The sequence below is a fragment of the Mucilaginibacter roseus genome, assembly GCF_021215455.1.
Classification (GTDB): domain Bacteria; phylum Bacteroidota; class Bacteroidia; order Sphingobacteriales; family Sphingobacteriaceae; genus Mucilaginibacter; species Mucilaginibacter roseus.
Map to the genome: position 1 here is coordinate 241,454 of NZ_JAJPWV010000004.1, position 23,065 is coordinate 264,518.

Here is a 23,065-nt window from a genome sequence, read left to right on the forward strand (position 1 = left end):
AATAGCGTTTAATTGTTGTGAAGCCCGGCCCTAAAAAGCCGGGCGATTTTTTCAGTTACATGTTTCAATCATGACCAAGTTATCCGTAATGCTGCTGGCTGTGTTAGCCATAAACACCTGTAATCAAGCCGAAGAAAAATGCCCCGACAAGGCCTGCACCATGATGTTTGCCAGCGTGCCTGTGAGCTATAACAAACCGGTGAAAGATTTTAAGGCCATCAACTTACGCACCGGTGAAAACCTTACTCATAAAGATCAAACAGCCGGCAACACTTTTACCGTAGTTGATGATAGCGACCTCAAAAAACTTTCAGAAGCTGGCGATGATATTGAGCTTACCGCAACTGACAGCGCCTCCAACGTTACCCGTAAGGATACTGTGAAAATATCGGGCGGTAAATGCGCCTGCCATGTAGAGCGTTTATCCGGCCCTGCCGAGATCAGCTTTAAGTAACATCGGCGTTAAGGGTTGCTAAAGTTTTTCAATATGCGTTAATTTGAAGTAAGCCGCTGCTCGGTTCCGGCTTACCAATTATACTTAACAGATACCGCTTATGAAAAAACTGCTCTTAGCCTTATGGGCTACCGCTGCCTTTATAACCACCAAAGCCCAGCAACCCGAAAAGTTTAATGGGTTAGACATGAACTTGGGTAATTTGTCGCGCCTATCCGACGCGAAGACAAGATCTATCAGTCCAGAGAATTTTACCGGCGGCAAAGGTAAGGGTGCTATGGCCGATCCGGTCAAGAACAAAGGACAACGTAATGTGGCCAATGCCGCCAACGAGGCCCGCGACCTGGGTATAGGTTGGAAGGTGAATCCCTTCATCATCGTTAATCCCGGCGAAACCATTACCATTGCCGAAATGGAAGGCCCCGGCGCCATACAGCAAATATGGATGACTCCTACCGGTAACTGGCAATTCTCTATACTCCGCTTTTATTGGGATGACGAGACCGAACCATCGGTTGAATCGCCGGTTGGCGCATTTTTCGGGATGGGTTGGGGTAACGAGTATGCGCCGCTAAACTCGTTGCCGGTAACCGTAAACCCTGGTAGCGCCTTTAATTGCTACTGGAAGATGCCTTTCCGCAAAAAATGCCGCGTAACGCTGGAGAACATCAACAAAGCGGAACCCATGCGCTTGTATTACCAAATCAATTATACGCTCACTAATGTAGGCGATGATGAAGCCTATTTTCACGCGCAATACCGACGCTCAAACCCTAACACCACATCGTTGCATACCATATTGGATGGCGTTAAGGGAAAAGGCCAATACGTGGGTACATATATGGGCATCGGTGTAAATAACAACGGCTGGTGGGGCGAGGGCGAGATTAAGTTTTTTATGGATGGCGATAAGGAATACCCAACCATAGCAGGCACCGGCACGGAGGACTACTTTTGCGGATCATACAACTTTGACCGCGGCGGTAAGTACACCGAGTTTACCACACCATACGCCGGTTTGCACCAGGTGATCCGTCCTGACGGTGTATACAAGGCGCAACAGCGCTTCGGCATGTACCGCTGGCATATTATGGACCCGATAAGGTTTGACAAGGATTTGAAAGTAACCATACAGGATTTAGGCTGGCGCGACGGCGGCAGGTACTTGCCGCAAAAGTCGGACATTATAACGGTAGCCTACTGGTACCAGCGCGAACCGCACGGAAAGTTCCCGAAACTGCCGGAGAAGGATCTGCTGGAAGTGAATTAATATTAAAGCACAAAGCCTCCGCATTTGGAGCCTTTGAAACTACTTTATTGGCTAATTATAAAGATAATAAAGGTCAGCGGCTATGCCTATACTCAAAGTAATTATAGTAAAACTTGCCATCCCTAATAGGTAAGCTACAAAAGCTCTGATATAGCGTTCAAATGTTTTTTCTGTATTACCGCTATTGAAAAATTGCCCGATAGCCCATGAGGCATAAATGATATAGATCGCGCTTGAAACAGCCATCAATTTATGATGCGTTACGCCTTCAATAATTGCAAAAACAGTAAACATTAGCATACCAACACCAATTACAAAGCATAGCAGTATTAATATCTCATAAAAATTATAGGTGCTCATCCTAAAAAACAACTTAAGCCATAGGGCTATAAAAATACCCATCATAATATTGGAGTAACCGTAATGGTTTTGTACCCATGAATTAATGGAATAGGTTACAGAATCTTCATCACCCTTTATATTGATATATCCCTCTTCAATATGAAAGAAATGACTGATGATAGTATATATTAATGAGGTTACAATAATGAATACGATAGGCTTAACCAACCGGCTCCTGTTTTGAGAGATGAACGCTTGCACAGTTTTACCCGGCCTTAATAACAGCTCTTTAATAGTATACAATATACCCTTTTCAAAATGGAAAATATGCAGCAACTCGTGCTGTATATAATGCCTGTCTATCCTTTTGAGCGTGGCAGGTTGCCCGCACTCAGGGCAGTATTTGTAGTTAACCTCCGTATTGCAATTGACGCAGTTTACCATGTTAATTGTATAAGATTGGTTGTTTATTAAATTACCTTGTTGCGCAATTTGAGCTCGGCGTTTATGGAACTTAGAGAACTAATCATCGGCAGCCAGGTTATTGGCAGTACGATGAGCGGTACAAATGTCGCTGGCGACATCGGTTTTGATTTAACGAAGTACATGTAGGCATAAACCCCTATTAACATACCGGCAAGTGTGATAAAACCAATAAGTATCCCTTTTAATCTTTGCTTGCGTTTAATTAGCTCTTCGGTGGTAAGTGCGGATAGTTGCTCCATATTTAATTGTGATAAGCCGCAATATATGCAAAAATCAAAAAGGCATACAACCTTATACTGCACTTTAATGCGGTCTGTTACAGCTATCCCCTAACGCGCTTGCTGATGTTAATGGCCCTGGCTATGCGCGGGCGATTAAAGCGTTGCAGAAAAACCGGGTAAAGGTTTAGTAATACATTTAATACCAGTAACCACAAGGATTTAAGAATACCAAATTTGAATGCTACGTAAATATTGAACCCCATCACAATAAACAGGATAATTATGTGGCCTAATTCCGACTTCTTGGTTTGATAGTGTAAGTAAATCAAAGCATCGGTATCTTTTGCTACAGGGTTATTTTTCTTGTTGAGTTTTTCCCAACCTATCCAAACTAAAAGTTTTCTGAAAAAGTTTATTCCCACACGCTCGTATATTTTGCCCTTGCGCTCCCATCCCTTTTCATTATAGTATGATGACTTGAGTTGGCTTTTTAGGTTTTCAGTAAAAGCGAGCACACCCGTCATTAACAGGAAGTTCAAAATCCACGCGAACGCGAATCCATCCATCCTGATATACCTGGCGACAGCATAAACCAGCCCAAGTGTAATTAATGATATTAAAGCTAAAGCAAATGGCTTGGGCATAGATTACTTGGTTAGATGATTGTAGAATCAGTCTGGTTTTTCAAATATAGCAACAGCCTTCGGTTAGCACGTAAGTAATGCAGGATGAAATCGGCATAACAGAGCTATCAGCTTAAAAATTGCTTTTATATCCTCTACTGGCCGCATTTCTGCTCCACTTTTTCCCACCACTTTAATAACCCTTATAAATAGCTGATCTACAGTTAAATTATTCATAAAAAAATCGCAACAAAATACGCACTAAAAATGTTGAAAACTTTTAGTGGGGGAAAGTGGTAGAAAGTGGGAAAAGTGATTTACTTTTACGTTACAAAATTTGCCGATATACCATAGATGTCATTCCTGTTAGGTGAATATGATTGCAAGCTGGATGCCAAGGGGCGCTTAATGATCCCTTCGGACCTCAAGAAACAACTCCCCGGAGTTGAAGGAGAGGGTCTTGTGATTTTGCGCGGCTTTGAAAAACAGTTGACGATATACACTAAAACGGAGTGGGAAAATACGGTGAACGACCTGAGCAAACTTAATCAATACGACAGAAAAAGCCGCGACTTTGTGCGCTTTTTCACCCGTGGAGCCATGGGCTTGTCGTTAGATGCTGCCGGGCGTGTACTGTTGCCAAAAGCATTGCTTGACTATGCCGGTATCGGCAACGAAGTAATTGTGGCTTGCCAGCTTAACAAAATTGAGCTATGGGCTCCTGCCGCTTATGACGATCTGATGAACAGCATCCCGGATGATTTTGCCGCAATGGCCGAGCAGGTAATGGGCAGCGCAGGAAGGAGGGACAATGAATAACAATTACCACGTTCCTGTAATGCTTGAGGAGTGTATTGATGCGCTGGCTATAAAGCCAAACGGCACTTACGTTGACGTAACCTTTGGCGGCGGCGGCCACTCGCGCGAGATACTCAAACATCTTGGCCCTGATGGTCGCCTGATAGCTTTTGATCAGGATGCCGACGCCCAGCGCAACATACCTGATGACGACCGCTTCACTTTTGTTGATCAGAACTTCAGGTACTTAAAAAATTTTTGCCGCCTGCATGATGCTATCCCGGTGGATGGCATTTTAGCTGATCTGGGGGTATCGTCCTACCAGTTTGACCAGGCTGACCGCGGTTTTTCTATCCGCTTTGATGCCGAACTGGATATGCGCATGAACCAGGCCGATACGCTTACCGCTAAGGAAGTGGTAAATACCTGTAGCGAGACCGATCTGCATCGCATTTTTGGCGTGTACGGTGAAATACAAAATGCAAAATCGCTGGCCAAAACCATCGCGACAGCAAGACTAAATACACCATTGAATACCATTGCCGATTTAAAGAACGCCATCAGCAGCCTGATTCCGCGTGGCAAAGAAAATAAATATTTGGCACAGGTTTTCCAGGCGCTACGTATCGAGGTAAACCAGGAGTTGGAGGCGTTAAAAGATTTCCTGAACCAATCGGCCGAAGTTTTAGGCACCGGCGGCAGGCTGGTGGTAATGTCATACCATTCGCTGGAAGACAGGCTGGTAAAAAATTTCATCGCCAAAGGCAAATTCAGCGGCGAGGTGGAGAAAGACCTTTATGGTAATGATAAAAAACCTTTGGATGCAGTTAGCCGCGGCGCTATAACCGCAACCGAGGACGAGATAAAAAATAATAACAGGGCGCGCAGCGCGAAACTTAGAATAGCTGTAAAGAAATGACGAATCGTTTACGCAGTGAAATTGAGGAAGAAGTAGCTGAAAAGGAACTTATTGTAGAAGAAAAGCCGGTACGTGAAATACCGGACAACCTTTTTACGCAATTTTTAAATAAAGGCTTTGTAACTACCGAGGAGGCTACAAAAGCCCTGCCTTTTATTTTATACGTGGCGTTTTTATGTATGCTTTATATAGCCAACCGCCATTTGGCCGAGCGTAACCTGCGTGATATAGACAAGGTGAGCAAAGAAGTTAAAGAGCTTACCTGGGATTATAAATCGGCAAAGGCTGAGCTGGCTTATAAAAGCACCTTAACTGAAGTAGCTAAACGTACCGATACCATCGGCATAAAACAATCTATTGAACCACCTCAAAAAATAACCGTTAAGGAGGATCAAAATGGGAATTAGGACCAACATACTGCTCAGGGTTTACCTTGCTTTCGGGTTGATTCTGCTTTTCGCCATCGCCGTTGTTTTTCAGCTTGGCCGAGTACAGATGGTACAGGGTAAAAAGTGGCGCTCCATGGCTGATAGCCTTTCGGTACGTAACATGGATGTGGAGGCTGGTCGCGGTAACATATTCTCGGTTGATGGCAGCCTGCTGGCTACCTCTGTACCGGAGTATGAGCTGCGCATGGATATGCTCGCCGGTGCTATTGAGAATGATAAGATATTTTATGAAAAAGTAGATTCGCTGGCTTACAAGCTGTCGGGGTTATTTGGCGATAAATCGGCACGGCAGTATACACGCATCTTACGCGAGGCGAGGCATGAAAAAGCCCGTTACTTTTTGCTGAAACGCAAGGTAACTTATCAGCAACTGAAAAAAGTACGCCAGTTCCCTATTTTCAACATGGGCAAATACCGCGGCGGACTGATCGCTGTGCAAAAGAACAAGCGTATTATGCCTTTCCAAACCCTGGCGGCACGTACTATCGGTTATAAAAACGATAACGTACAAAACCCGGTTGGCTTAGAGGGCGCTTACGCCAGCTATATTAACGGCGAAAAAGGGCGCAGGCTGATGCAGCGCATTGCCGGTGGCATATGGATGCCGGTGAACGACGGCGAGTATGATATAGCACCTAAAGAGGGCGCGGATATTATTTCAACCATTGATGTAAACTTTCAGGATGTGGTACAAACCGCGCTTGAAAAACAATTGATAAAAAGCGATGCGCATCATGGCACCGCCATATTGATGGAAGTAAACACCGGCGAAGTGCGTGCTGTGGCCAACTTTACCAAGGTTGAAGATGGTGTTTATAAAGAGAAATTTAACTATGCTATTGCCGGCAACCAGGATCCTGGATCAACTTTTAAGGTAGCCTCGTATATGGCTTTGTTAGAAGACAACAAAGTGGACACCAATACCATGGTGAACACCGGCAACTATCCTATTAAGGGCCATACCATTAAGGATTCGCACGGCAGTATCGGCCGCGTAACGGTTAAAAAAGCATTCGAGGAGTCATCAAACGCTGCAGTTGCCTATTTGGTAAACACGGCTTACCATGATAATCAATCTCAATTTACTGATCACCTATATGATTGGAAATTGAATGAAAAAATGGGCTTGCAAATTCCTGGCGAAGCACAACCGGTTGTAAAAAACCCTAAAAACCGCAGTTGGAACAAGAACATGAGTTTGCCACAAATGGCCTACGGCTACGAGATGCAGCTCACGCCTTTAAAAATGCTATCGTTCTACAACGCGATAGCCAATAACGGTAAATACGTCTCCCCGATTTTTGTGCGTGAGATTCGACGTTTAGGTAATACCGTTGAGCGCTTTAACGCCAAAGTTGTAAACCCTAAAATATGCTCAGACGTTACGCTAAGCAAAATGAAAGCCATGCTTGAGGGTGTAATTACAGAGGGTACAGGTAAAAGCATCATCAACAACCCGGTATACAAGGTTGCCGGTAAATCCGGCACGGCACAGGTGGCCGACGCTAATCTGGGATACCGCGCCAATCGTAAGTACCAGGCATCTTTTTGCGGCTACTTCCCTGCTGATAACCCGAAATACTCGCTGATAGTGGTAATCAACGATCCGAAAAATGGCTACTACGGCGCGGCTGTATCCGGCCCGGCGTTTAGGGAGATTGCCGACAAGGTTTATGCTGCCGATATGCACATCAATCAAAACAAAACCGAGCATTTTGTGGGTAACACTAGCATGCCCGATGTTAAACAGGGTAACGTAAAAGCGCTTAAACAGGTTTATAATAAACTTGGCCTAAAACCGCTTTATGCCTCTGTAAATGCCCTTGAAAACGGTATTGATACCAGCAGCGGTATTGCGTTTGAAGATACCAAGGTTAAAAAGGGCTCGGTACCTAATGTTACCGGCATGGGCCTGAGTGATGCGCTTTATGTAATGGGCAATGCAGGTTACAAAGTGGTAGCGCGCGGCAGCGGCTCGGTAAAAAAACAATCGGTAACTGGCGGCAGCCTGATACCAAAAGGTTCAAAAATAATACTGGAACTGCAATGAGATATTTGAGCGATATAATTGAGGGGCTTGCCTTTACCGAATTGCAAGGCAGTGCCGACGTTGAAATAACGGCGGTTGTTTTTGATTCGCGCAAGGTGGTACCCGGCTCGTTGTTCGTTGCCGTTAGGGGCACCGTGGTTGACGGGCACGATTATATTGAGCAGGCCGTTAGGCAAGGCGCTGCAGCAGTTATTTGCGAAGAACTTCCGGCTCATGTAACCGGGGAAGTCGACTTTTTAATGGTGGCCGACTCGGCTGTTGCATTGGGTATTGTTGCGGCTAACTTTTACGAGAACCCATCCTCAAACTTGAAACTGGTTGGTGTAACGGGTACTAATGGTAAAACTACTATCGCTACACTGCTATATCAGTTATTTCGCGATTTGGGTTATAAATGCGGATTGCTATCAACAGTTGAAAATCAGATCAACGGCACTATCATACCATCAACACATACCACACCTGATCCGGTAGCGCTTAACAGTTTACTGGCGGACGTGGTAGGCCAGGGCTGCGATTATTGCTTTATGGAAGTAAGCTCGCACGCAGTAGCGCAGCACCGTATACAAGGACTGACTTTCGCAGGAGGTATTTTCACTAATCTTACTCACGATCACCTGGATTATCACAAAACATTCCTGGCTTATCGTGATGCAAAAAAAGCTTTTTTTGATGGCCTGCCAAAAAACGCTTTTGCGCTTACCAATGCTGATGATAAAAACGGCAGCGTAATGTTGCAAAACACCAAGGCGCATAAAAAAAGCTATGCACTCAAAAGCATGGCCGATTATAAAGCGAAAATACTGGAAAGCGAGTTTGACGGCCTGTTGCTGAATATTGACAATGAAGAAGTATGGTTCAGGATGGTAGGTAAGTTTAACGCTTACAACCTGCTGGCCGTTTATGCCACCGCCATGTTGCTCGATCAGGACAAAGCGAAGGTACTAACCAGCCTGAGCAAACTGCCAGGTGCCGAAGGTCGCTTTGATTATATAGTAGCGCCTAACAAGGTAATCGGTATTGTTGACTACGCGCATACGCCCGATGCAGTGCAAAATGTGCTGAGCACTATTCACGAAATACGTAAAGGCGATGAAAAGGTAATAACCGTAATTGGCTGCGGCGGCGACCGTGACAAAACTAAACGCCCGGTGATGGCTAAGGTAGCCTGCGAATGGAGCGACAATGTAATACTCACGTCAGACAATCCGCGCAGCGAAGATCCGGCACAGATCATCGAGGATATGAAAGCAGGTGTTGATCCAGCCTTTAAGCGCCATGTGCTAAGCATTACCGACAGGCGCGAGGCTATAAAAACAGCGTGTACCCTGGCTAAACCCGGCGATGTGATACTGCTTGCCGGCAAAGGCCACGAAAAGTACCAGGAAATAAACGGCGTACGCAACCATTTTGACGATATGGAAGAGTTGGTAGCGCTATTTAAAGAAATGAATTAAAACAAAGGCAGATGCTATACTACCTTTTTCAATATTTAAACGAAAAATTCCACATTCCGGGAGCGGGGGTGTTTCAATACATCACGTTTCGTACGGCAATGTCGGTAATTACGTCGTTAATTATCACCACGGTATATGGCCGCAGGCTGATCGATTACCTGCGCTACAAGCAGGTTGGCGAAACCGTGCGCAACCTTGGCCTGGAAGGCCAGATGCAAAAGCAGGGTACGCCTACCATGGGTGGTATCATCATCATATTAGGTATTGTGGTGCCTACCCTATTGTTCGCACGCTTAGAAAACATATACATCATCATGATGCTGGTAACCACTATCTGGTTGGGAGCCATCGGCTTTCTGGATGATTACATCAAGGTATTTAAAAAGAATAAAGAAGGTTTGGCGGGCAGGTTTAAGATCACCGGTCAGGTTATACTTTCCCTATTCATTGGCTGGACCATGTACTTTAACGACAGCATCATCATCCGCCAGGAAGTAAAACTACCTGTTACTTATGACGCACCTGTATCGTTCCACATGCGCGATAACGTGCCGGTATATACGCAGGATATTAAGTCGACCATTACCACTCTGCCTTTTTATAAAAACAATGAGTTTGATTACAGCAAGGTTTTAAAATTCACAGGCGAAGGCTATGAGCAATACGCGCTGGTGGTTTTCCTGTTCTTTGTGATCATCATCATAACCGGCATATCCAACGGAGCCAACATAACGGATGGTATTGACGGACTGGCAACAGGCACATCGGCCATTATAGGTATTACGCTGGCGCTGCTGGCCTATGTATCAGGCAATACGGTAATAGCCGATTACCTGAATATTATGTACATTCCTAATTCCGGTGAGCTGGTAATTTTTGCCGGTGCCTTTGTGGGCGCGTGTGTTGGCTTTTTGTGGTACAACTCCTACCCGGCCCAGGTTTTTATGGGCGATACCGGCAGTTTGGCCATCGGCGGTATTATCGCGGTATTCGCCATCATGATACGCAAGGAACTGATGCTACCTATTCTGTGCGGCATCTTCATCGTAGAGAACATGTCGGTAATTATGCAGGTATCCTACTTTAAATACACGAAAAGAAAGTACGGCGAGGGCCGCCGGATATTCCTGATGTCGCCCCTGCACCACCATTACCAAAAAAAGGGCTACCACGAATCCAAGATCGTTACCCGTTTCTGGATCTTAGGCATCATGCTGGCTATAATGGCCATCATAACGTTGAAGCTGAGATAGTGAGCGGGGTGAATGGTGAGTTGTGAATAGTTAATAGTGATTGGTGATTAGAGATTAGTAATTAAGAATAGATATAAAAAAAAATCGGTGAAATCATAAAGCAATCGGTGAAATCATAATAAACAAAATCAGTGGAATCACAACAAAACATATCAACACCTAACACACAGGCAAAGCTTGTGGTGCTTGGCGCGGGCGAAAGCGGCGTGGGCGCTGCATACCTTGCGCAGCAAAAGGGTTTTGATGTTTTTGTTTCAGACTTTGGCCCGATTGCCGATAAATACAAAGCGCAACTAAAGCAGTGGAACATACGCTTTGAAGAGCAGCAGCATACCGAAGCGGAGATATTGGCCGCGACAGAAGTGGTGAAAAGCCCGGGAATACCGGAGAAAGCGCCGATCATCAAAAAACTGCGTGAGCAAAAAACGCCGGTAATATCCGAGATTGAATTCGCGGGCAGATATACCGAAGCTAAAATGATCTGCATCACCGGCTCAAACGGAAAAACCACTACTACCAGCCTTACCTACCACATCCTGAAAAACGCGGGGTTGAACGTGGGCCTGGCCGGCAACATAGGTAACAGTTTTGCCTACCAGGTGGCTACCGAAAGTTTTGATCATTATGTACTCGAGATCAGCAGCTTTATGCTGGATGATATGTATGAGTTTAAGGCTGATATAGCCGTGTTGCTCAACATAACACCCGATCATCTGGACAGGTACGATTATAAACTGGAAAACTACGCGGCATCAAAGTTCCGCATTACGCAGAACCAAACGGAGCACGACTATTTTATATACTGTGCCGATGATGCCGAAACCCTGAAAGGCTTGCAAAGCCGCACGTTTGGTGCGCAACTACTGCCTTTTTCAATAGAGAAAGAAATACATCCGGGTGCATACCTGGAGAACGACAATATTGTCATCAACATTCATCAAGAACATTTTACAATGTCAATTAAAGATCTGGCCCTGCAGGGAAAGCACAACATCTACAATTCAATGGCATCGGGCATTGTGGCCAAGGTGCTTGAATTACGGAACGAGAGTATGAGGGAGAGCATGGGCAACTTTAAGAACATTGAGCACAGGCTTGAGTTTGTTGCCAAAATATCGGGCATCAGCTTTATTAACGACTCAAAAGCTACCAACGTTAACTCAACCTGGTACGCTTTAGAGAGCATGACCAGCGATGTAGTACTGATATTGGGCGGTGTTGACAAGGGTAATGATTACGGCATGCTTAAAGACCTTGTAAAGCAAAAGGTAAAAGCCATTGTATGCCTGGGTAAAGATAACAAACGCATACATGATGCCTTTGAAGATGATGTTGAGGTTATAGTAAATACCTTTTCGGCACAGGAAGCGGCGCAGATCGCCTTTCATTTAGCTAAAAAAGGCGACACCGTTTTATTATCACCGGCTTGCGCAAGCTTCGACCTGTTTAAGAACTACGAAGACCGCGGCCAGCAATTTAAGGATGCAGTAAGGGAATTATAGGTAATACCATGGACTATAGACAATGGTCCATGGACGAAAAAATAAAAAATGCCCTCTCCTTTGGAGAGGGTTGGGAGAGGTAAATATGTTAAACGCGATACTAAACAATACCAAAGGCGACCGCTGGATCTGGCTGATCGTGATCGTGCTTTCGGTAATATCGTTAATGGCGGTGTACAGCTCAACCGGTACCATCGCTTATAAACATGGCACAGGTGCTGAATCGTACCTGATGAAGCACCTTGCCATGATTGTGGCTGGTATCGCCCTCATGTACATATCGCACAAGCTCGATTACCGCTATTATGCCGGTATATCAAAGTTGCTGATGATCGTTACTATCCCGCTATTGCTGTACACACTGCTGTTTGGTAACCACGTAAATGATGCCAGCAGATGGATTGCCCTACCCGGTGGCTTAACATTCCAGACTTCGGATTTAGCCAAGCTATCGCTGATAACTTATTTGGCCCGTACACTATCGCGCAAGCAGGAAAATATAAAAGATGTTAAGCAATCATTCGTACCTATTATGGGTTCGGTATGTGTAGTGTTTGTGCTGATTGCGCCGGCAGGTCTTTCAACAGCTATCATGTTGTTCGGCGTAAGCATCCTGTTACTTATTGTTGGGCGTATCAGTATTAAGCAAATTTCGCTGGTATGTTTAGCGGGTGTTGTGCTGCTGGCCGGAGTAATGATGTTTGGCGGTCGTCGCGATACCTACGTATCACGTATCAACGCTTTTATGCACCCGGAGAAGGCTGATCCCGATAAATCCTTCCAGTCTGACCACGCCAAAATCGCCATTGCAACCGGCGGTTTCGTAGGTAAAGGACCCGGCAATAGTACCGAGCGTAATTACCTGCCTCACCCCTATTCGGATTTTATATACGCAACCATTATTGAAGAATACGGCATGATAGGCGGCATAGCGCTCGTAGGCATCTACTTGTTTTTGCTTTATCGGTGTATAAAAATAGTAACCAGGGCGCCTAAAGCGTTCGGGGCATTGCTTGCTGCGGGTCTGAGCTTCAGCCTAACCATACAGGCGTTTGCTAACATGGCCGTAGCTGTTGGTTTAGGCCCGGTAACCGGTGTACCGTTGCCGCTGGTAAGTATGGGTGGTACATCCATTTTGTTTACCAGCGTGGCCTTTGGCATCATACTATCAGTAAGCAGGGATATTGAAGAACCTAAAAAGGTAGTGGTTGGCGAAATAAGAGAAGTGGCGGTATAACCCACAAACCCTGAAGGGGGAGTAATGAAAAAGAATTAAATGATGGATCAAACTAAAAATATACCCAACGCTAATCCCCCCCTTCAGGGGGCCGGGGGGCGGCGTATCATCATCAGCGGCGGCGGAACGGGCGGACATATTTTTCCGGCGGTATCCATTGCCAATGCCTTGAAAAAGCTCGATCCATCAACGGAAATATTGTTTGTAGGCGCTAATGGCCGTATGGAAATGGAAAAAGTTCCGGCGGCGGGATACAAAATCATCGGCCTGAACATACAGGGTATTCAGCGTGGTTCTATCATTAAGAACCTGATGTTCCCCTTTAAGCTGATTGGTAGTGTACGTGCGGCATTAAAGATCATTAAAGATTTTAAACCCGATGCCGCTGTTGGTGTTGGCGGTTATGCCTCTGGGCCTTTATTGTACGCGGCATCATTAAAAGGCATACCAACCCTTATACAGGAGCAAAATTCCTATGCTGGTGTAACTAACAAATGGCTGGGCAAAAAGGCAAAAAAAATATGTGTCGCGTTTGATGGGATGGACAAATTCTTCCCCGCCGAGCGCATCATCAAAACCGGCAACCCGGTGCGTAAGGAGTCGGTAAGCATTGCCGGCAAACAAATGCAGGCTTTAGAGTTGTACAGCCTGTCTGCACATAAAAAAACGGTACTGGTTTTAGGTGGAAGTTTAGGTGCACGTACGCTTAACCACAGCATACAGGCCGGTTTACAAAAGTTTATTAACGCCGATGTGCAGGTTATTTGGCAAACAGGTAAGTACTATTATAAAAGCATTATAGAACAACTGGGTGAAAATATACATCCCAACATACAGGTACGCGAGTTTTTAAACCGGATGGATCTGGCTTATGCTGCTGCCGATGTAATTATTTCACGTGCAGGCGCAGGCACCATTGCCGAATTGTGCGAGATCAAAAAACCGGTGATACTGGTACCATCGCCAAACGTAGCCGAGGATCATCAAACCAAAAACGCGCTGGCACTGGTGCAGGAAAATGCAGCCATTTTTGTAGCCGATCGAGACGCCGAAGCCAAACTGGTTGACAAGACACTGGAGTTATTAAAAGACAAAGAAAAACAAAAAATATTATGCAATAACATTGGCAAACTGGCTATGCCTAATGCCGATGAAGTAATTGCGAAAGAAGTTATCCAAATAACAATTAACAATTAAAACATAAGGCTCCCTCTTTGCAAGTAGAGGGGCCTTATTTTAAGTGATGATGGAATTAAGCAACATAAAGAGGGTTTACCTGGTGGGCATAGGCGGCATCGGCATGAGTGGCCTTGCGCGCTATTTCCATCAGCTGGGTTGTGTTGTTTGCGGGTACGACAAAACGCCGACCGATTTAACTGATAGCCTGCGTAACGAGGGTATCTGCATTATATTTGAGGATAAACCTGCTGAGATACAAATGAGCTTTCAGCAACCGGATGATAGCACGCTCATCATCTATACTCCCGCTATTCCTAAGGATTCGGCAATACTGAATTATTTTACCAATAAAGGTTTTACATTATATAAACGTTCACAAGTATTAGGACTCATCAGTGCCAACAGGTTCACCATTGCGGTGGCCGGTACGCATGGCAAAACCACTACTTCCAGCATGATCGCTCATATCCTGAAAGATTCAGGCACGGATTGCTCGGCATTTCTCGGTGGCATCTCATCCAACTACCAAAGCAATGTATTGTTCGGTAAAAACGATATTGTGGTGGTTGAGGCCGATGAGTACGATCGCTCTTTCCTTACCCTGCACCCTGATGTTGCCGTGGTAACCTCAATGGATGCCGATCACCTGGATATATATGGCGATCACTCACATTTAACAGAATCGTTCACGCTGTTTGCCTCACAGATAAAGCAAGGCGGACAACTGATACATAAACAAGGTCTGCCACTGGCAAACGGCACAACCTATACCATAAACGGTGAGGCCGATGCTGTGGCTGAAAACATCCGGGTAGAGAACGGTAACTTTTACTTCGACTTTAAAAACAACGCGGTTACCATAAGCAACATTTGCCTGGGTATTGCCGGGTTGCATAACATCGAAAACGCTGTTGCCTCGATTGAGGTGGCGTTGCGATTGGATGTATCTGCCGAAGCCATCAAAAGCGCCCTTGAATCATTCAGGGGGGTAAAACGCCGCTTTGAGTATATCGTAAAAAGCGACAAACACATTTTTATTGATGATTACGCCCACCACCCTGAGGAGTTGCGCGCGGCTATATCATCTGTAAAAACTTTATATCCGGATAAAAAGCTGACTACCATATTCCAACCGCACCTGTACACCCGCACCCGCGATTTTGCCGATGGCTTTGCCGAGGTGCTTGACATGAGCGACGAACTGTTGATGCTCGACATCTACCCCGCCCGCGAACTGCCGATTGAGGGTGTAAATTCCGAGCTGATACTCAGTAAGATGAAAATGTGGAATAAGCGTAAATGTGGAAAACAAGAGGCTATACAAATAATAGAAAATGAAAAACCTGAGCTACTTTTAACGGTAGGCGCAGGTGATATTGACCAGTTGGTGCAACCATTAAAAAAGGTGTTTGAAAATGTCGGCTAAACGCATATGGAACCGCATACTTGTTGGCTCGGCCTGGGTAATTTGCCTGGGTGGCCTGGTTGCGCTCATGAGTTTTATCGAAATAAAAAAGGCCGAAGTGGTATGCAAGGGCATTAAGGTATACATACCCGGCAACCAGTATTTTATTGACAGGCAGGAGGTAGATAATATTTTGCATACCACCAGCCATACGCTCGAAGGCCGCCGGTTGGAAAATATCAACATTCACGAATTGGAAAACCAGCTTAAGGCCAACCCTTTTGTAGAGTTTGCCAAGGTATATACCGATATGGACGGCATGATTAAAGTTGAGATCATTCAGCGCCAGCCTATACTACGCATTATCAACCGGTTCGATCAGGATTTTTACGTGGATCAGCACGGATTAAAGATGCCGCTGTCAAACAACTTTACTGCCCGTGTGGTTGTTGCCAACGGGTACATTGATGAACTGTTTGCAAACCGGGTTGATACACTGCATACCAAGCTGGCGGCATCGTTATACCAAACAGCCGGTTATATCCGTAAAGATTCGTTGTGGGATGCGCAGGTAGCGCAGATATATGTAAACCAGGCGCGCGAAATTGAGCTGATACCACGTGTGGGTAATCAAAAAATATTGTTAGGTAATGCTGATTCGCTGGATGTTAAATTCCGCAACCTTAAAGCCTTTTATACACAGGCTTTGCCAAAGGTTGGGTGGGATAAGTATAAAGCGCTTAATGTTAAGTACACCAACCAGGTGATAGGCATCAAGAATGAGGACAGCAAAACAGACACGACCAGAAAGAAAAGCAATCCCGTAAAAAAGGATACAACAACTGAACTGAATAACGACACATCGCAAATAAAACAACAGTAAAATGGACAAGGGTTTATCACAGGAGAAAAGTTCACCAATCATTGTAGGATTGGATATCGGGACTACAAAAATATGCGCCATTGTTGGCCGCCGCAGCAAAAACGGAAAGATAGAGGTATTGGGTATAGGCAAGGCGGAATCGGCCGGTGTTACCCGTGGTATGGTGTCAAACATTGATAAAACTGTACAGGGCATATCGCAGGCTGTTGATGTGGCCGGTACACAATCAAACGTTGAAATTAAGGTAGTGAACGTGGGTATTGCGGGACAGCATATTAAAAGCTTACAGCACCGCGGCCTGATAACCCGTCGCGATCTGCAAAGCGAAATATCCCGCAAGGATATTGATAAGCTGATTGAAGATATGTATAACTTGGTGATGCCTCCGGGTGAGGAGATTATTCATGTATTGCCGCAGGAGTTTACTGTTGACAACGAACCCGGCGTTAAGGACCCAATTGGTATGGCAGGCGTACGCTTGGAGGCCAACTTTCATATCATATCAGGCCAGGTTACCGCTATTAAAAATATTGTTAAATGCGTTAATAAAGCACACTTGGAAAGCTCTGAACTGATTTTGGAGCCACTGGCGTCATCAGAGTCGGTATTAAGCGACGAAGAGAAAGAAGCGGGTGTTGTATTGGTTGATATTGGTGGTGGCACTACCGACGTAGCCATCTTCCACGAGGGCATCATTCGCCACACAGCCGTTATTCCATTTGGCGGTAACAGTGTGACAGAGGATATCCGTGAGGGCTGTTCAGTTATGCGCAACATTGCAGAGCAACTGAAAGTGCGTTTCGGTTCGGCCTTGGCTGACGAGAACAAAGAGAACGAAATTGTTTGCGTACCGGGTTTGCGCGGTCGTGAGCCAAAAGAGATCTCGGTTAAAAACCTGGCATTCGTTATCCAGGCCCGCATGGAAGAAATAATCGAGCACGTGTACTACGAGATCAAATCATCCGGATACGAGAAAAAACTGATCGCCGGTATCGTGATAACCGGTGGTGGCGCACAACTTAAACACCTAACCCAACTGGTTGAATATGTAACCGGCCTGGATTGCCGCGTGGGCTACCCTAACGAGCACCTGGCTAAAAACGAGGTTTTACCAAAAGGTATTTATGAAGAGCTGCAAAGCCCTACGTTTGCCACAGGCATTGGCCTGCTGATAAAAGGTATTCAGAAAATGGAGTATGATACGCTTACCCTAACGGCGCCTGCGGTTGCCAAACCGGAAAAAGTGAAGTACAGCACAGGTGGCGAAGAGAAAAAATATGGCCTGCTAAGTAAAATATTAGAAAGCGGTAAAAAGTTTATTAAGGATGATATAAAGGATGAGGATTTCCTGAAGTAATTATTCACAAACGAAAACTTTTCCACAATATCGACAATTGTGGAAAAACATTGTGGAAAAAGTTATAATATTACGATAGAGAATTCTGACTGATCGTCAAAATACATTTAGCTGAAAACAAGAGATATGCAGTTTGAGATGTTAAAAGAAAAATCGTCAATCATCAAAGTAATTGGTGTTGGCGGTGGTGGTGGCAACGCTGTAAACCACATGTACAGGCAGGGAATTACCGGTGTCGACTTCATAATTTGTAATACCGATGCGCAGGCTTTAGAGCTTAGCCCAATCCCGAATAAAGTGCAGTTAGGTGCCAGCCTTACCGAAGGTATGGGCGCAGGTTCAATACCCGAGGTTGGAAAAAACTCAGCTATCGAGAATATTGACGATATTAAGCAAATGCTTGGCACTAATACCAAAATGCTGTTTATTACAGCAGGTATGGGCGGTGGCACCGGTACTGGTGCAAGCCCTATTATTGCCAAAGCAGCCCGCGAACTGGATATACTTACCGTAGGCATTATAACTACCCCATTCTCATTTGAAGGCAAACGCCGTAAAATGCAGGCTGAGGAAGGTTTGGAAGAACTTAAGAAATATGTTGACTCGTACCTGGTAATTTCAAACGACAGATTACGCCAGATATTCGGCAACCTTACCCTGGGTTCAGCTTTTGGCCAGGCCGATAATATTTTGACGACTGCCGCTAAGGGCATCGCAGAAATTATTACGCTACCAGGCTATATCAACGTCGACTTTAAAGATGTGCGCACCGTAATGAAAGATAGCGGCGTAGCCATAATGGGTAGCAGTGCTGCCGATGGTGAAAACCGTGCCCTAAAAGCGGTTGAAGGTGCCCTGGCATCGCCATTGTTAAAAGATAACGAGATTGAAGGCGCACGCTACATCCTGCTTAACATCACCTCAGGTGATAAAGAGGTTACCATGGATGAGGTTAGCGTAATTACTGATTATATACAGGAAGAAGCAGGACTTGCTGCCGACCTTATATGGGGTAATTGCCGCGACGAGAATTTAGGTGATAAAATATCGGTTACTATTATTGCTACAGGTTTCCAAACCAAGGATGAACGCGAGAAAGAGATCAGCAACAAGAAAGTAGTTTCTATGCTGATACCTGAGGACGCGCCGATGGTTAAACCGGTTAACGAATTTATTAACCCGGTTAAGCCCGACGCGGTGGCCGAGCCTTACATGAAGGCCAAGGAAGAGATTAAACAAACCGGTTTATTTGATCTGTTTGCCTCACGCTCAACTGAAGATGCTAACGCGCCTGTAGTTAGGCACCAGCTAACGCCCGAAGAGCCTAAAGCTGCTGCAGAACCAGAAGCTACCGATTTTACTTTTAAAGTAACAGAATCGGTAATGCAATACCATGCCGTTGAGCCTGTACAACCCGAGCCGGAACCTACTCCTGAGCCAGTTGCCGGTGCTGATGATGACAAGACCGAGGAGTCAATGGAAGAGCAATTGCGAAAATCTCGCGAGCGCATTATGCGATTGAAAGACTTGAGCATGAAACTGCGCTCAGGCAATCTGCAGGAAATGGAAAACGTTCCGGCTTACAAACGTAAGGAGATCGCGTTGCAGCAAACTCCTGCATCAAACGAAAGCCAGATCTCACGCTTCTCCTTATTACCTGATGACGAAGGTAAAACGGAGATCAGGAACAACAATTCGTTTCTGCACGATAATGTAGATTAACTATTACCCAAACATATTTCTTAAGCCCCTGCATCCCCCTTGCAGGGGCTTTTATTTTGATTACAGAGTGTAACATGGGCGGCAGTAACTCCAGGAGGCCGATACTTTAAATAATCGCTTATAAACAGCGTGTTAAGCCTTTGTTATATGATATTTTAGCAAGAAACAGTCTAAATAACTGCTAATCAATGAAAATGTGGAAAAAATCAACCTTTTGAGATTAGATTTTGCTTAGGAAAATTTCGTTTTCAATAAAAACAATTTTAGATTAGCTTCAGTAAAACAATTAAACTCAATTATCTAAAAAGGAGTAACCTAAAATGAAAAAATTTAGCGAACTGAAAGAGCTCGTGTCTTCGCTGGAGACTGATGCCGAAAAATTCTACAGTAAAGGCAATAGCGCCGCGGGCACCCGTTTACGCAAAGGTTTGCAGGATCTTAAAAACTTAGCTCAAACTATCCGTTTGGAAGTTCAGGACACCAAGAACAAAGAGTAAGTATTAGGATTTTCTAAAGCACTGACCAATTAAAAACCGGCCGAAGCCGGTTTTTGTGTTTTTATGCTTTTATCTTTTTAATTTCAGTTGCTATAGCCTGTTCAGTAGCGCTGCTTACCTGCACAAGCGGCAGGCGTAAGATATCAGCACATATACCTAACTGCTTAAGGGCCGACTTAACGCCGGCTGGATTACCCTCAACAAACATCAGGCGGGTAAATTCTATCAAATCAAAATGTGCTTTACGGGCAGTTTTAAAATCACCGGCAAGGCACTGGCGCACCATGTCGCTCAGTTCGCGCGGCAAGGCGTTGCCTACTACTGAGATCAACCCTGCCCCACCCATGGCAATCAACGGCAGCGTTACCGGGTCATCACCTGATATGAACAGGAAACCCTCAGGCATGTCGCGCAGTATCTGGTTAAACTGGTCAAAATTGCCCGCAGCTTCTTTTATGCCGATAATATTATCAAAATCATTAGCTAAACGTACGGTAGTTTCAGGCGCTATGTTGCTGCCTGTACGGCCGGGTACATTGTATAATATTACCGGCAATGGCGATGCCTCGGCAACCGCTTTGTAATGCTGGTATATACCCTCTTGTGTTGGTTTGTTGTAATATGGGCTTACTGACAGGATAGCATCATAGCCGGCACTGTCAAAACCTTTTATCAACTCAACAACCTCACGGGTATCATTACCGCCGATACCGGCAACCAATGGTAAGCGGCCGTTGTTCTTCTCTTCAACAAACTTAAATATCTTCTTCTTCTCTTCCTTGCTCAGGGTGGCGCTTTCGCCGGTTGTACCTAAAACTACGAGGTATTCCACCCCGCCGTCAATCAAATGTTCGATCAGATTATTTAATCCGTCGAAGTCTACCTGGCCATCTGGCTGAAAAGGAGTCACCATCGCTACTCCTGTTCCGAAGAATTTATTCATCATTATATTTAGAGCCTGCTAAGATAGCAAAATTGAAAATTGTTGAGCAGATTGGTAGAGATTTTATTTAGCCGCTTTATTAGTGTACTAATGCTTGGACAAGCTCAGCATGACAAGGCGGCAATCATAAGCAAGCCTGTCACCCTGAGCTTGTCGAAGGGTATGCGCAGAAGGCCTGAACAATGTATTAATGCCCGACAGGCTTAGCATGACGAGGCGTAAATCATATAGTACCATGTACCACCATTAATTATCAGTGCTATTGATTGCTTCTGCTATAACTGTTATATATGAATTATCACCATTCCTGTCAACTAATTAACAATGGAAAAATCTTATTAACAGGGTATAAATATTTCGTTATAAATCATAACTTTGCGCCTCGAATAGTATCATTGTAACAATACACTCGACAAACACTAAAATATTTTAATATCAGGTTATAATATGCCAAACACTGGAAAAATATCGCGGATCATCGGTCCCGTAGTTGACGTAAGCTTTAGCGAGGGCACTCTTCCTAAAATTTACAGCGCTTTAGAGATCACTAAACAAAACGGTCAGAAAATTGTGCTTGAGGTACAACAACACCTTGGCGAAGACAGGGTACGTGCCATAGCTATGGATTCAACCGACGGTTTATTACGCGGTATGCCTGTTACCGATTTAGGCGCAGCTATTAAAATGCCAATTGGTGATGCTATCAAAGGTCGTGTATTTAACGTAGTTGGTGACCCGATTGACGGTATTGCCGCGCTTGACAAAACTAACGGCCGTGCTATCCACAACAACCCACCAAAGTTTGACGACCTATCAACCGAAACCGAAGTATTGTTTACCGGTATCAAGGTTATCGATTTGTTGGAGCCTTATGCTAAAGGTGGTAAAATTGGTTTGTTTGGTGGTGCCGGTGTAGGTAAAACGGTATTGATCCAGGAGCTGATCAACAACATCGCGAAAGCATATTCAGGTTTATCAGTATTTGCTGGTGTGGGCGAGCGTACACGTGAAGGTAACGACCTTTTACGTGAGATGCTTGAATCAGGCATTATAAAATATGGTGATGAATTTATGCACTCTATGGAAGAAGGTGGCTGGGACCTGAGCAAGGTTGACGCCGAAGCTTTGAAAGATTCAAAAGCTACTTTCGTGTTCGGTCAGATGAACGAACCTCCTGGTGCACGTGCACGTGTGGCACTTTCAGGTTTAACTATTGCTGAATACTTCCGCGATGGTGATGAAGAAGGTGGTAAAGGCCGTGATATCCTGTTCTTTATCGACAACATTTTCCGTTTCACCCAGGCAGGTTCTGAAGTATCGGCATTATTAGGCCGTATGCCATCAGCGGTAGGTTACCAGCCAACTCTGGCTACCGAGATGGGTTTGATGCAGGAGCGTATCACATCAACCAAACGTGGTTCAATTACCTCAGTACAGGCAGTATATGTACCTGCGGATGACTTGACCGACCCTGCGCCGGCTACAACCTTCGCCCACCTGGATGCTACTACCGTACTTTCTCGTAAAATTGCTGAGTTAGGTATCTATCCAGCGGTTGACCCTCTGGATTCAACCTCACGTATCCTTAGCCCGGCTATTTTAGGCGATGAGCACTACAACACCGCTCAACGCGTTAAAGAAACCCTGCAACGTTACAAAGAGCTTCAGGATATTATCGCCATCTTAGGTATGGACGAGCTGTCTGAAGAAGATAAACTGGTTGTGTCACGCGCCCGTCGTGTTCAGCGTTTCCTTTCTCAGCCGTTCCACGTTGCCGAGCAATTTACAGGCTTAAAAGGTGTTCTGGTTGACATTAAAGAAACCATCAAAGGTTTCAACATGATTATGGACGGTGAAGTTGACGAATACCCTGAAGCAGCCTTTAACCTTGTAGGTAACATTGAGGACGCTATTGAAAAAGGTAAAAAATTGTTAGCCGAAGCTAACGCTTAATATATAAGAGTCGAGAGTTAAGAAGTAAGAGTTAAGACCAAAATTACTCTTAATTCTTGCTTCTT

General features: G+C 45.0%; 21 protein-coding genes. 17 read left to right on the plus strand and 4 right to left on the minus strand.

What is annotated here, in order from left to right; genetic code table 11:
- Positions 1-70 precede the first annotated feature (70 nt).
- Positions 71-454: a hypothetical protein gene (locus LT679_RS14330; protein ID WP_232178294.1), complete on the plus strand. Its 384-nt coding sequence runs from the start codon at positions 71-73 to the stop codon at positions 452-454.
- Positions 455-554: 100 nt separating this feature from the next.
- A complete protein-coding gene (locus LT679_RS14335; protein WP_232178295.1) occupies positions 555-1,724 on the plus strand; it encodes a glycoside hydrolase family 172 protein in 1,170 nt (389 codons plus the stop codon).
- 51 nt (positions 1,725-1,775) lie between these two features.
- On the opposite strand, the gene LT679_RS14340 is transcribed toward LT679_RS14335, so the two are convergent.
- The 3 genes from LT679_RS14340 to LT679_RS14350 form a co-directional block, all read right to left on the minus strand.
- Positions 1,776-2,510 carry a DUF3667 domain-containing protein gene (locus LT679_RS14340; RefSeq protein WP_232178296.1) on the minus strand — a complete coding sequence of 245 codons (735 nt, stop codon included), beginning with the start codon at positions 2,508-2,510 and terminating at the stop codon, positions 1,776-1,778.
- Positions 2,511-2,536: 26 nt separating this feature from the next.
- The gene (locus tag LT679_RS14345) at positions 2,537-2,791 is read right to left on the minus strand and encodes a hypothetical protein (RefSeq protein ID WP_232178297.1); all 255 of its coding nucleotides are present in this window, start codon (positions 2,789-2,791) and stop codon (positions 2,537-2,539) included.
- A gap of 83 nt (positions 2,792-2,874) precedes the next feature.
- Positions 2,875-3,417, minus strand: a complete 543-nt coding sequence (locus LT679_RS14350) for a glycosyl-4,4'-diaponeurosporenoate acyltransferase CrtO family protein (RefSeq protein WP_232178298.1) — start codon at positions 3,415-3,417, stop codon at positions 2,875-2,877.
- 333 nt (positions 3,418-3,750) lie between these two features.
- Here LT679_RS14350 and mraZ point away from each other — a divergent pair, with 333 nt between their 5' ends.
- The 14 genes from mraZ (at position 3,751) to LT679_RS14420 (ending at position 20,104) form a co-directional block, all read left to right on the plus strand.
- On the plus strand, positions 3,751-4,215 hold the full coding sequence (mraZ, locus tag LT679_RS14355; RefSeq protein WP_232178299.1) for a division/cell wall cluster transcriptional repressor MraZ: 465 nt from the start codon (positions 3,751-3,753) through the stop codon (positions 4,213-4,215).
- On the plus strand, positions 4,208-5,113 hold the full coding sequence (rsmH, locus tag LT679_RS14360) for a 16S rRNA (cytosine(1402)-N(4))-methyltransferase RsmH (RefSeq protein WP_232178300.1): 906 nt from the start codon (positions 4,208-4,210) through the stop codon (positions 5,111-5,113). Before mraZ ends, rsmH begins: the two co-directional genes overlap by 8 nt.
- Complete coding sequence (locus tag LT679_RS14365) at positions 5,110-5,520, plus strand: FtsL-like putative cell division protein (protein WP_232178301.1); 411 nt, start codon at positions 5,110-5,112, stop codon at positions 5,518-5,520. Before rsmH ends, LT679_RS14365 begins: the two co-directional genes overlap by 4 nt.
- A complete protein-coding gene (locus LT679_RS14370; protein WP_232178302.1) occupies positions 5,510-7,612 on the plus strand; it encodes a penicillin-binding protein in 2,103 nt (700 codons plus the stop codon). The genes LT679_RS14365 and LT679_RS14370 overlap by 11 nt, the downstream gene beginning before the upstream one ends.
- Positions 7,609-9,069, plus strand: a complete 1,461-nt coding sequence (locus tag LT679_RS14375; RefSeq protein WP_232178303.1) for a UDP-N-acetylmuramoyl-L-alanyl-D-glutamate--2,6-diaminopimelate ligase — start codon at positions 7,609-7,611, stop codon at positions 9,067-9,069. Before LT679_RS14370 ends, LT679_RS14375 begins: the two co-directional genes overlap by 4 nt.
- A gap of 11 nt (positions 9,070-9,080) precedes the next feature.
- Complete coding sequence (mraY, locus tag LT679_RS14380; RefSeq protein ID WP_232178304.1) at positions 9,081-10,322, plus strand: phospho-N-acetylmuramoyl-pentapeptide-transferase; 1,242 nt, start codon at positions 9,081-9,083, stop codon at positions 10,320-10,322.
- A 131-nt stretch (positions 10,323-10,453) separates the two neighbouring features.
- The gene (gene murD, locus LT679_RS14385) at positions 10,454-11,824 is read left to right on the plus strand and encodes a UDP-N-acetylmuramoyl-L-alanine--D-glutamate ligase (RefSeq protein WP_232178305.1); all 1,371 of its coding nucleotides are present in this window, start codon (positions 10,454-10,456) and stop codon (positions 11,822-11,824) included.
- Positions 11,825-11,909: 85 nt separating this feature from the next.
- Complete coding sequence (locus LT679_RS14390; protein WP_232178306.1) at positions 11,910-13,061, plus strand: FtsW/RodA/SpoVE family cell cycle protein; 1,152 nt, start codon at positions 11,910-11,912, stop codon at positions 13,059-13,061.
- Positions 13,062-13,103: 42 nt separating this feature from the next.
- Entirely contained in the window at positions 13,104-14,258 is a 1,155-nt protein-coding gene (murG, locus tag LT679_RS14395; protein WP_232178478.1) for an undecaprenyldiphospho-muramoylpentapeptide beta-N-acetylglucosaminyltransferase, read from the plus strand.
- Between the two features lie 49 nt (positions 14,259-14,307).
- Positions 14,308-15,666 carry a UDP-N-acetylmuramate--L-alanine ligase gene (gene murC / locus LT679_RS14400; protein ID WP_232178479.1) on the plus strand — a complete coding sequence of 453 codons (1,359 nt, stop codon included), beginning with the start codon at positions 14,308-14,310 and terminating at the stop codon, positions 15,664-15,666.
- Positions 15,656-16,528, plus strand: coding sequence for a cell division protein FtsQ/DivIB (locus LT679_RS14405; RefSeq protein WP_232178307.1), 873 nt, complete (start codon positions 15,656-15,658; stop codon positions 16,526-16,528). The genes murC and LT679_RS14405 overlap by 11 nt, the downstream gene beginning before the upstream one ends.
- A 1-nt stretch (position 16,529) precedes the next feature.
- On the plus strand, positions 16,530-17,885 hold the full coding sequence (gene ftsA, locus LT679_RS14410) for a cell division protein FtsA (protein WP_232178308.1): 1,356 nt from the start codon (positions 16,530-16,532) through the stop codon (positions 17,883-17,885).
- A gap of 126 nt (positions 17,886-18,011) precedes the next feature.
- Positions 18,012-19,607: a cell division protein FtsZ gene (ftsZ, locus tag LT679_RS14415; RefSeq protein ID WP_232178309.1), complete on the plus strand. Its 1,596-nt coding sequence runs from the start codon at positions 18,012-18,014 to the stop codon at positions 19,605-19,607.
- 320 nt (positions 19,608-19,927) lie between these two features.
- Positions 19,928-20,104, plus strand: a complete 177-nt coding sequence (locus tag LT679_RS14420) for a histone H1 (RefSeq protein ID WP_194101056.1) — start codon at positions 19,928-19,930, stop codon at positions 20,102-20,104.
- A 61-nt stretch (positions 20,105-20,165) separates the two neighbouring features.
- On the opposite strand, the gene dapA is transcribed toward LT679_RS14420, so the two are convergent.
- On the minus strand, positions 20,166-21,047 hold the full coding sequence (dapA, locus tag LT679_RS14425; protein WP_232178480.1) for a 4-hydroxy-tetrahydrodipicolinate synthase: 882 nt from the start codon (positions 21,045-21,047) through the stop codon (positions 20,166-20,168).
- Positions 21,048-21,494: 447 nt separating this feature from the next.
- On the opposite strand from dapA, the gene atpD reads away from it, so the two are divergent.
- Positions 21,495-23,000: a F0F1 ATP synthase subunit beta gene (gene atpD, locus LT679_RS14430; protein ID WP_232178310.1), complete on the plus strand. Its 1,506-nt coding sequence runs from the start codon at positions 21,495-21,497 to the stop codon at positions 22,998-23,000.
- The last annotated feature ends 65 nt before the right edge of the window (positions 23,001-23,065 follow it).

Bases quoted from the DNA above. Each gene is read 5' to 3' on its own strand.
- LT679_RS14330 (WP_232178294.1), top strand. From the start codon at position 71: ATGACCAAGTTATCCGTAATGCTGCTGGCTGTGTTAGCCATAAACACC.
- LT679_RS14335 (WP_232178295.1), top strand. From the start codon at position 555: ATGAAAAAACTGCTCTTAGCCTTATGGGCTACCGCTGCCTTTATAACC.
- LT679_RS14340 (WP_232178296.1), bottom strand. From the start codon at position 2,510: ATGGTAAACTGCGTCAATTGCAATACGGAGGTTAACTACAAATACTGC.
- LT679_RS14345 (WP_232178297.1), bottom strand. From the start codon at position 2,791: ATGGAGCAACTATCCGCACTTACCACCGAAGAGCTAATTAAACGCAAG.
- LT679_RS14350 (WP_232178298.1), bottom strand. From the start codon at position 3,417: ATGCCCAAGCCATTTGCTTTAGCTTTAATATCATTAATTACACTTGGG.
- mraZ (WP_232178299.1), top strand. From the start codon at position 3,751: ATGTCATTCCTGTTAGGTGAATATGATTGCAAGCTGGATGCCAAGGGG.
- rsmH (WP_232178300.1), top strand. From the start codon at position 4,208: ATGAATAACAATTACCACGTTCCTGTAATGCTTGAGGAGTGTATTGAT.
- LT679_RS14365 (WP_232178301.1), top strand. From the start codon at position 5,110: ATGACGAATCGTTTACGCAGTGAAATTGAGGAAGAAGTAGCTGAAAAG.
- LT679_RS14370 (WP_232178302.1), top strand. From the start codon at position 5,510: ATGGGAATTAGGACCAACATACTGCTCAGGGTTTACCTTGCTTTCGGG.
- LT679_RS14375 (WP_232178303.1), top strand. From the start codon at position 7,609: ATGAGATATTTGAGCGATATAATTGAGGGGCTTGCCTTTACCGAATTG.
- mraY (WP_232178304.1), top strand. From the start codon at position 9,081: ATGCTATACTACCTTTTTCAATATTTAAACGAAAAATTCCACATTCCG.
- LT679_RS14390 (WP_232178306.1), top strand. From the start codon at position 11,910: ATGTTAAACGCGATACTAAACAATACCAAAGGCGACCGCTGGATCTGG.
- murG (WP_232178478.1), top strand. From the start codon at position 13,104: ATGGATCAAACTAAAAATATACCCAACGCTAATCCCCCCCTTCAGGGG.
- murC (WP_232178479.1), top strand. From the start codon at position 14,308: ATGGAATTAAGCAACATAAAGAGGGTTTACCTGGTGGGCATAGGCGGC.
- LT679_RS14405 (WP_232178307.1), top strand. From the start codon at position 15,656: ATGTCGGCTAAACGCATATGGAACCGCATACTTGTTGGCTCGGCCTGG.
- ftsA (WP_232178308.1), top strand. From the start codon at position 16,530: ATGGACAAGGGTTTATCACAGGAGAAAAGTTCACCAATCATTGTAGGA.
- ftsZ (WP_232178309.1), top strand. From the start codon at position 18,012: ATGCAGTTTGAGATGTTAAAAGAAAAATCGTCAATCATCAAAGTAATT.
- LT679_RS14420 (WP_194101056.1), top strand. From the start codon at position 19,928: ATGAAAAAATTTAGCGAACTGAAAGAGCTCGTGTCTTCGCTGGAGACT.
- dapA (WP_232178480.1), bottom strand. From the start codon at position 21,047: ATGAATAAATTCTTCGGAACAGGAGTAGCGATGGTGACTCCTTTTCAG.
- atpD (WP_232178310.1), top strand. From the start codon at position 21,495: ATGCCAAACACTGGAAAAATATCGCGGATCATCGGTCCCGTAGTTGAC.